Origin of the sequence: Hungatella hominis, assembly GCF_014288005.1 — a bacterium.
GTDB lineage: Bacteria > Bacillota > Clostridia > Lachnospirales > Lachnospiraceae > Hungatella > Hungatella effluvii.
In genome coordinates, this window is record NZ_JACOPB010000009.1 from 36,136 (window position 1) to 44,290 (window position 8,155).

Here is an 8,155-nt window from a genome sequence, read left to right on the forward strand (position 1 = left end):
AGATCGGAAACTAGTATAATCCACCGGAACTTATGCAACGCTGTACTAGAATGATGAACTGCTTGATTTGGCCGAAGGCGGCTTTTTTCTGTTGGTAAAAATATCTTTGTGAAATTGGAAAAACCCCTTGATTATTTGGTAATTATCGGTTATACTGTTTTTACAATTGAGAGTTGTAAAACATGCATAAAATCTCGCGGCATAAGCCGTATCGTTTTTTTGTTTTTTCAATATATTTTACTTATCTTGTAATATCCTTTTATTCCCGAATTAGTTTCGTATAGGTGTTTCATGCTGTGCTGTTTGAGCACGGATGAGTGCTTGTTTAGTTATTCAGTTTTTTCTTTTCTATTTTTCTCTATCCGGAATAAAATTCTGCCGGGTTTATCTCCGATTTAATTGAAGGTTGTTTACGCTTTTTTTGAGTAAGTTAGCTTTATAAACGGTATTTAGGGAAGCAGATGCAAGCGATTAACAGGTGTCTGTATAAGTACTTGTTTTATGGACGAATCACATAGCTAAATTCTATTTTGTCCCCAATAAAAGGGAAGATGAAAAAATATAGGTACTGAGTGGGTATAGGTTCCCCCTTTGAGTAACCTAAATACACTATGCAAGGAGTGAAGAAAATGAATAGAAAATGGCCAGGTGGTATGCTGGCTGCGCTGATAGTTTTGATGTCTATTCCTTCTGAAATGGCTTATGCCCGGCCGAAACCGGAGATAACGGTGATCTCTGAGATCATGTTTGGATCATCAGAAGAATACGCGCCGGAACTCATTTATGAAGAGGGAGAAAAGCTGTATCGGCTAAAGACCTGGGAACTGGAGCCAGTCAAAGTGAGTCCCAGGGAGAAGCGTTTGGAACAGGAAGTTTTGTACGAAGGTATAGAAAATATGGAGTCAGTTCCTGAGACGAGAAGTATCACATCGAAAGAAGATTTCTCAGGACTTCAGGTAAGTGCAAAGTATCCGGTAATCAAAAGGAAGAAGGTGAACGAAGAATGGCGCGATGACTTTACGTTTCCGGTCGTGTTTCATTCATATGGAGCAGAGACATATCAACTGGGAGGAGAGAATGTGCCAATTGATGGAGAACCGCTGCGGCTGGAACTGTATGAGGACGCCCTTCTGTCAGAAATTGGAGTGACTAAAGAACATTACAGGGTTACCAGTACTGTATGGAATGGAGCGCCATACTTAGATGAAGATGATATTTTATGCAGGGACGCGACTGCTTTTGGAAAACGGAAAGTAATAGATTACCTGATTACTTATGGAGGAACGGTCACGTATCCTGAGATTGAGGGCTATCGATGCAGAGCAGTATACAGCTTGAAGGAGTATGAGCAAACACCGGCAGAAGAGAAGATAATTGTCTCTAACAGAGTGGTGGAAGCAGTGGAGTATGATCCGGACTCAGCCTGGATCATCAGGAGAGAGGCCATTGTACTTACTGTGTCATTAATATTGGTCCTGTTATTCATGCTGTTGGCAGCATGGCTGATTAAGCGGGCAGTGGAAAAGAGAGAGGAGAAGAGGGACGGATGTGGACTTTAAGAAAAAGGTGGCAGGCGATAGCCGGAGATACGTGTAATAGGCCGAGAGGCAGACTGGAAGGATACAGAAGAAAGAAACAATGGTTTATACTGTGGCTGGGATTCGTTCTGACCGTTACATATGCGGCTCCTTCCTGCGCAGAGAATGTGGAGGAAAATAGTAAAAACGCCGGCCGGTGGGTCTATCAAACGGTTCATGGGCCTGTGTCAAATACTGGGGATGAAGCGGAACAGGACGGGGCTTGGTACCGGTTGAATGCGTCTGGTATGGCGGATACTGGCTGGATCTATGTGGACGGATACTGGTATTTTCTTAATACAGGAGAAGGCACTGGAAAGGGCCAAATGATGACAGGCTGGCAGTGGATTGACGGAAAATGCTATTACCTTGCAGAGATCAGATCCGATTTGTATCCGATGGGAGCCTTGTATTTGGAGGGTAAAACTCCAGACGGATACTTCGTAGGAACAAGTGGAGCCTGGCTGAATGAACATGGGGAGGAATGGTATATAGCCGACAAAGGCCTGATGTCATCGGAGACAATGGATGGGGATAAAAAGGCAGGAGCGGCTGCCGGAGGAAAAGGGAAGCGTGGAAGCGGAGGTAAGGGAGGAAACAGTAAGGGAGGGAGCGGTAAGGGGGAAGGCGGCGCCTCAACAGGCGGGGATAAAGAAGATAGCAATGGAGACGAACGGCCGGAAACAGAAGATGGAAATAGTAATAAGTTCGAAGATCAGGGGGGCGGGGAAAACTCGAATGAGAATGATGATAAGTCTGGAGAAGACGAGTCAGGTGCAGAAAATAAATTTGAGGACCTTGCAACCCCGTCTGAAGCAAAAATGGTTTTCTGGGAAGTGCGTTTTGTTGAGGAGACAGATCCAAACAGAAAAATAATGCGTACGCAGGCCGGTAAGAGTGAAGACGGAATGGAGCTGACTGTAGATTTTCCGGAACTTATGAAAGGAAGTGATGGCTGGCTATATCAGGCCCTGGAAGAAAGTCCAAAACGGATAACGGTATCAGGTGCAGGTCTTCAAAAATATACAGTATTGTTCCGTAGAACCGATCAAATGGCTGAAGAACCCGAGCAGGAGGAGGGGGAGCAGCGACTGGAGAAATGGATTCAGACTGCCAAAGAGGCCGATCTCAATATCACAGGAAGCAGAACGGAAGATTGGCCGGTAATTACAGAGAATCAGGAAGAAAGCCGGGAACGGCTCAGGAATCTGATTTCCATGGTCCATGACCGGGAACGCCATGAGATTTATCTGGTTGCACGAAACCATAGTCCTTCCACTGTGGTAATTGGTCAGGAATTTGCTGACATAACAAATGTCTCTGGGCTCCTTATGGATGAATTTAAGAGCGCTGAAAACCGCTACTGTATTGTACGGATCGGTTTTCAAAGAGTCTGGAGACAGGAATCCTGCATTCATGAGATGAGTATGCAGGAGCATGTTTTGGCAGACTGTGTATCCGGTGGGCATGAGAGATTACTGTGCAGGCTGTGCGGCTATGAGGAGACAGTGCTCTTTCCGGCGTCGGGGCATATCGATAAAGATGAAGATGGATTCTGTGATGTCTGTTATCAGGAAATCAATGATGAGACTGCACCCAAAGAGGCAGTTTACCGGGAAGGCGATATACAGATAAGACGTATTGGTGGTAAGCAATATCGATTTCGATGTATTGATGAAGATTACAGCGATATGATGGATAACCGTGGAAATGCAGCTCTTTTTCTATGTGAAACGGTGATACGGTCCGACATTGAAAGTGACGGGACGTCCATACAGAAATGGGAATATGGCCTGGATAACAACTATAAAACCTCCAATATCCGTAAATGGCTTCAAAAAAATATGGAAAGTCCAGCAAAAGACATATCTTTCATTTATATCGGTGTGAATACAGCTTATCAGGGAAAGACCGGTTCGGGAGAATACGAGCAGTTTGCATTTGACGACTTGGAAAAACTTGAAAAACCATTTCAGATAATGGAAGACCAGATGTTTATCTTATCGATGGAAGAAGCGGTGAAATACAGAGATGTTCTATGGAAATTTAATGGAAGCAGTCAGAATAATCCACAGTCTCAATATTCTGTATATTCCAAAGGATATTACTTGAGAACTCCGCAATATGAAGGGGAAGACGTTTTTCAGTATGGAAAAGGTATCTACGTGGTGGATCTGGGAAATGGCAGCCTGCATCCGGTTGATGTCTCTGACACGAGTATAGGAATTCGACCAGCCTTTGTCATCGCACAGCATAAGGAGTAAGCTTCACGAGGAGGAGAGTATCCATTTGTCCGTTTCAGCAGATTACATGGGGCAGATCAGTGAATGAAGAAAATACACGAGTACTCTCGGAAACTCAGCCACAAAGATGAGTGCAAGGGAGTTTCCGAGAGTGCTCAACACAGAATAGGGAGGAAAAAGACAATGAGAAAGAGTAACAACAACATAGGGCAGGGAGACTGTAAGCGGTGGAAAAAGCTTTTGGCCTATAGCCTGTGCGGCATAATAGCATTCTCTGCGTTTCATTCGCATCCGATATTGGCAAAAGATCTGGAAGGCAGCAGAAATGCATCTACGAGTTCGAATGCTCTGGAACCGACCTGGGCTGAATTGGAAGATAGCGAGAAACAGACTGCTACGGAATCCAACGCATCACGAGGGGACGAAAAGACAAAGGCCTCACTGTCTAATGCCTTGAAAGTAGCAAATTCACTGGGAAATATCTGGGATTCATGGAGCGGAAAAACAAGTTTCGAATTCCTGAATGGAACGCAGGGGGATGGTTCTGAGAAAAAGCCATTTTTGATTAAGAATCGGGAACAGCTCATGGGACTTTCAGAATTGACTGCAATGGGAATGGCGGTTCCTGATGCAGAGGGTGCGGACTACGTGGGTGATTATGCAGGCAGTTACTTTGCCCTTGGCGGTAATATCGACATGCAGGGTATGGACTGGATTCCCATTGGTTTTTACAGAGATTCTTCAGAAATGCCGGGAGAGGTGGAATACGCTTTTCATGGGGATTTCGATGGAAAGGGATATACGATCAGAAATCTGAGGTTAAATAAGTACGGAAATTATGATCATATTGGTCTGTTCGGAGCAATACGTGATTCAAAAGTTCACGATGTAAAAATCATTCCAGATAAAGAAGTAAAAGGAAATGACAGAATTGGAACGGTAGTGGGCTATGCTGTTGACTCAGAAATTCGAAATGTGACCGTTAAAAACGCAGCACTGAACACTTCAGGGATCGCAGGCGGGATTGCAGGTGAGGTAAGCGGAACCGTTATTGAGAATACCGTATGTGATAACGTTATAATAGATGCGCAGGCCGGAAATGAAGTGATTTACATCGGTGGAGTCGCAGGCATCGCTTCGGATTCTATTATCGCAGACTGTGATGTTGCCACTGGTACGGGGAACACGGCGCGGATCCAGGGAACTGGTTATACCGGGGGAATAGTCGGATTTCAGAATTCCACAGATATTTATAACGTCCATGTAAATGGAACCATTGGAGGCTACCATTCCACTGCAATTGGCGGAATAACCGGAAACTATGTATCCGGAAAATTAAAGGTGGCACGATTTGAAGGCAGTATCGGGAATTCACAGCTGGGGTCAATGGCAAGAGAAGGCACTTTTATCGGAACGAGACAGGGGGCGGCCACAAACTTTAATTACATTGACGATGTGGCGTACCTGTTTGCCGATTCCGAGAGCAAGATCAGTGCCAATGTATGTGGATCCGAAATAGCAGATGATAATGATTATACTTATGCGGCTCATATCGGATACTGGCATAGCAGTGATCTGCATTATACGCTGGTGCAGGGCGGAACCAGTAAAAATATGACTGACCAATATTTCTATGAAGAGTTGGAAGACGGTATCTTAACGGTTATGGACGAAAACGAAGACAGCCGTTATACGATTGATCATTTCGCGCCTAATTCTGTAGGCCGTCCGGTTCGGGGATACTTAATTATCGTAAATCAGATCGACACGGCAGCGAATGGCCGGAATTTTTATGATGTTGCACTGCTGGAAGCAAAGGGAGCATCACAGTATTCCAAGGTGCTTGATAAGAATAACCGGGGAGCTGTAGCGGCTGGCTCCATTGTCTATGTAAATACATCTCCCAATGATACGGAAACAGAAAAATTTCAAATGTCCGGAACTCCATATTATATAAACGCAGACGGAATAAGTAAGAATACAGTGTATTCTGCGGACAGCCACTGTTATACCTTCAAGATGCCGGAAGAAGATATCGTGATTGATGGAACTTATAAGAAAGTAGCGGTAGCTGTTCATGTAGATCCGGATATCTATAATTTTACTGTGACACAGACCAGAACTGGCAATCGTAAGAATCCGGTAAAGACCACAGAAATCAGAAATAAGGCAGGAAAGTTGATAGCCCGGTATATCAACGGTAATCTGGAGCCGGGAACAGAGGTGCAGCCGGTTACCATACAGGCAGTTATTGATACAAATAATGATGTGAGTGATAACCGGGTTAGATGGAGCATTGATGATGCGGATTTAATCGGACTGGCAAAAAATGAGGATGAAAACTCAGATGGATATACAGCAAAATCAGCCAGTATAACGTTGAATTCAAATGCAAAATTTTTCAGGGAAATTATCAGCGAGTTGGAGCTAAAACAACAGGAGGAAAATTACCGATATAAAATACCAAATACAATCTTTGGCGCCGGCCATCAAAACGGTGGTGTTGCAATTCTGACTGCAGAAACAAGGCCGTCGGCATCCTTCGAAGGGAAACCATGTACCGCTAACTGCCGGATCAATGTAACATTCCAGATTCTTGATCATACACTGGTTGCCACAGAAGAGGCGGTACTGGATAAACAGACCCTGGAGTATACGGTCACCAGGCTGCTTACAGGGAATCGGCTGGAACCGGAAGAGAGTATTCTGGTTACACCACCGCAATCGCTAACAGCAGAATTTAAACCGGATTATTTTTCAAGGGACGAGGTATCGTGGATGACCAGTGACCCGGCCGTAATCAGGGTAGACGAAGAAGAAACATCCTATAAAGAAGCTTCCATATCCGCCTATAAAGACGCAAAATGGATCCGGGATATTATTGCGACAGATGATGGGAAGAGGGAGAATGACAGATATGCGCTGCTTTCTGGAAATGGTGAGCGGAGTGTGTGGGTTACTGTCGAAGGAAAGGATAAGCTTGGCAACCGTGCAGCAGCAGATTGTATGATTACCGTTCGTTTTGTGACAGAAGACAGGACCAGGGTCAATCCTGAAGCAATTAAATTAAGTCAGCCAGCCATGGAATACCATTTAACCTATGACAAAGCCGGAAACATTTATTCAGAAACTACGGGAAAGAGTGGGTTTGATAAACGCACTTTGAATGCCATTGTTTATCCTGATATTGAGGATAGTGAGAGTCACAGGCCATACGACCGCGGCGTAACCTGGAGTTCTTCAGATCCGGCGGCTCTGACGGTGGATACAAATGGAAACCTCACAGTAAATGACGGAGCACCATGGATTCTGGAAGCACTGTCGAGGCCTCCGTACCAGGCAGAGAAAACAGTGGATATAACAGCAATGACCCGTAATGGTATGCAGGCAGACAGGTGCAGGGTAACAATTAAGTTCCAGGCAAACTGCATTGAGGCGGAACCGGAAAAAGAAGTATTTTCGATAACCCTTACTTTGACCGGGCGGCGTTCGGCGCCGGTATTAACCTATAGCGGGCAGGAGCCCAAACCGTTGAAGGCAACTATTTATTCCAATAATACGGATTTAAATCGCATCGTTTGGTCCTCGGAGGATCCGGCATTGGTGACTGTATTACAGGATGGAACTGTGGCTCCAGTATTATTGGATGAAAATAATGAATTGAAGGCGCCCTGGATCAGGGAACTGTTAAAATCTGGTGCCTCCAGTGGTACAAAACGTGTCCGGGTAAATGCGGCAGCGGTCAATGGAAAAATGAAGGATTCTGTATGGATTGAATTAAATTTCAATGTGATCGACCATACCTACTCGTCCGGAGGTTCCGGAGGCAGCAGTGCCGGGAGCACGGGAACAACTACCGGTGTAACTCCTTCCGGTAAGACTACTGGACAGACTACAGCAAATGGTGCAGTAACCGGAACATGGACGCAGACAGCAAATGGTAAATGGATATTTGCGTCAGACAGGACCTATGCAAATGAATGGGCCTACATCAGCAATCCCTATGCAACCGGGAATCAGCCAGGGGTGTCCTGGTTCCGCTTTAATGAGGAAGGATTTATGACCACAGGCTGGTTTACGGATCAGTATGGCAGCAGTTATTACCTGAATCCGGTAACGGACGGGACACAGGGGCAAATGCTTACTGGCTGGCAGCAGATTGATGGGATCTGGTATTATTTTAATCCATCTTCGACTGAGGGAGTGGGTAAGCTTTTAACCAATACCATAATTGACGGAATCTACAGTGTTAATGAGAAGGGACAGTGGGTTTCATGAATCAACAGCAGAATCTGCGATGTGGTACTTTGAAATTGGATGCTGCAAAACTGATAG

At 45.0% G+C, this 8,155-nt stretch carries 3 protein-coding genes; all 3 read left to right on the plus strand.

The window, feature by feature from the left end:
- The first annotated feature begins 629 nt into the window (after positions 1–629).
- The 3 genes from H8S75_RS18695 (at position 630) to H8S75_RS18705 (ending at position 8,098) form a co-directional block, all read left to right on the plus strand.
- A complete protein-coding gene (locus tag H8S75_RS18695; RefSeq protein WP_187022934.1) occupies positions 630–1,559 on the plus strand; it encodes a hypothetical protein in 930 nt (309 codons plus the stop codon).
- Positions 1,547–3,841 carry a DUF6273 domain-containing protein gene (locus tag H8S75_RS18700; RefSeq protein WP_187022935.1) on the plus strand — a complete coding sequence of 765 codons (2,295 nt, stop codon included), beginning with the start codon at positions 1,547–1,549 and terminating at the stop codon, positions 3,839–3,841. The genes H8S75_RS18695 and H8S75_RS18700 overlap by 13 nt, the downstream gene beginning before the upstream one ends.
- 162 nt (positions 3,842–4,003) lie before the next feature.
- Positions 4,004–8,098 carry a hypothetical protein gene (locus H8S75_RS18705; RefSeq protein ID WP_187022936.1) on the plus strand — a complete coding sequence of 1,365 codons (4,095 nt, stop codon included), beginning with the start codon at positions 4,004–4,006 and terminating at the stop codon, positions 8,096–8,098.
- Positions 8,099–8,155: the final 57 nt, after the last annotated feature.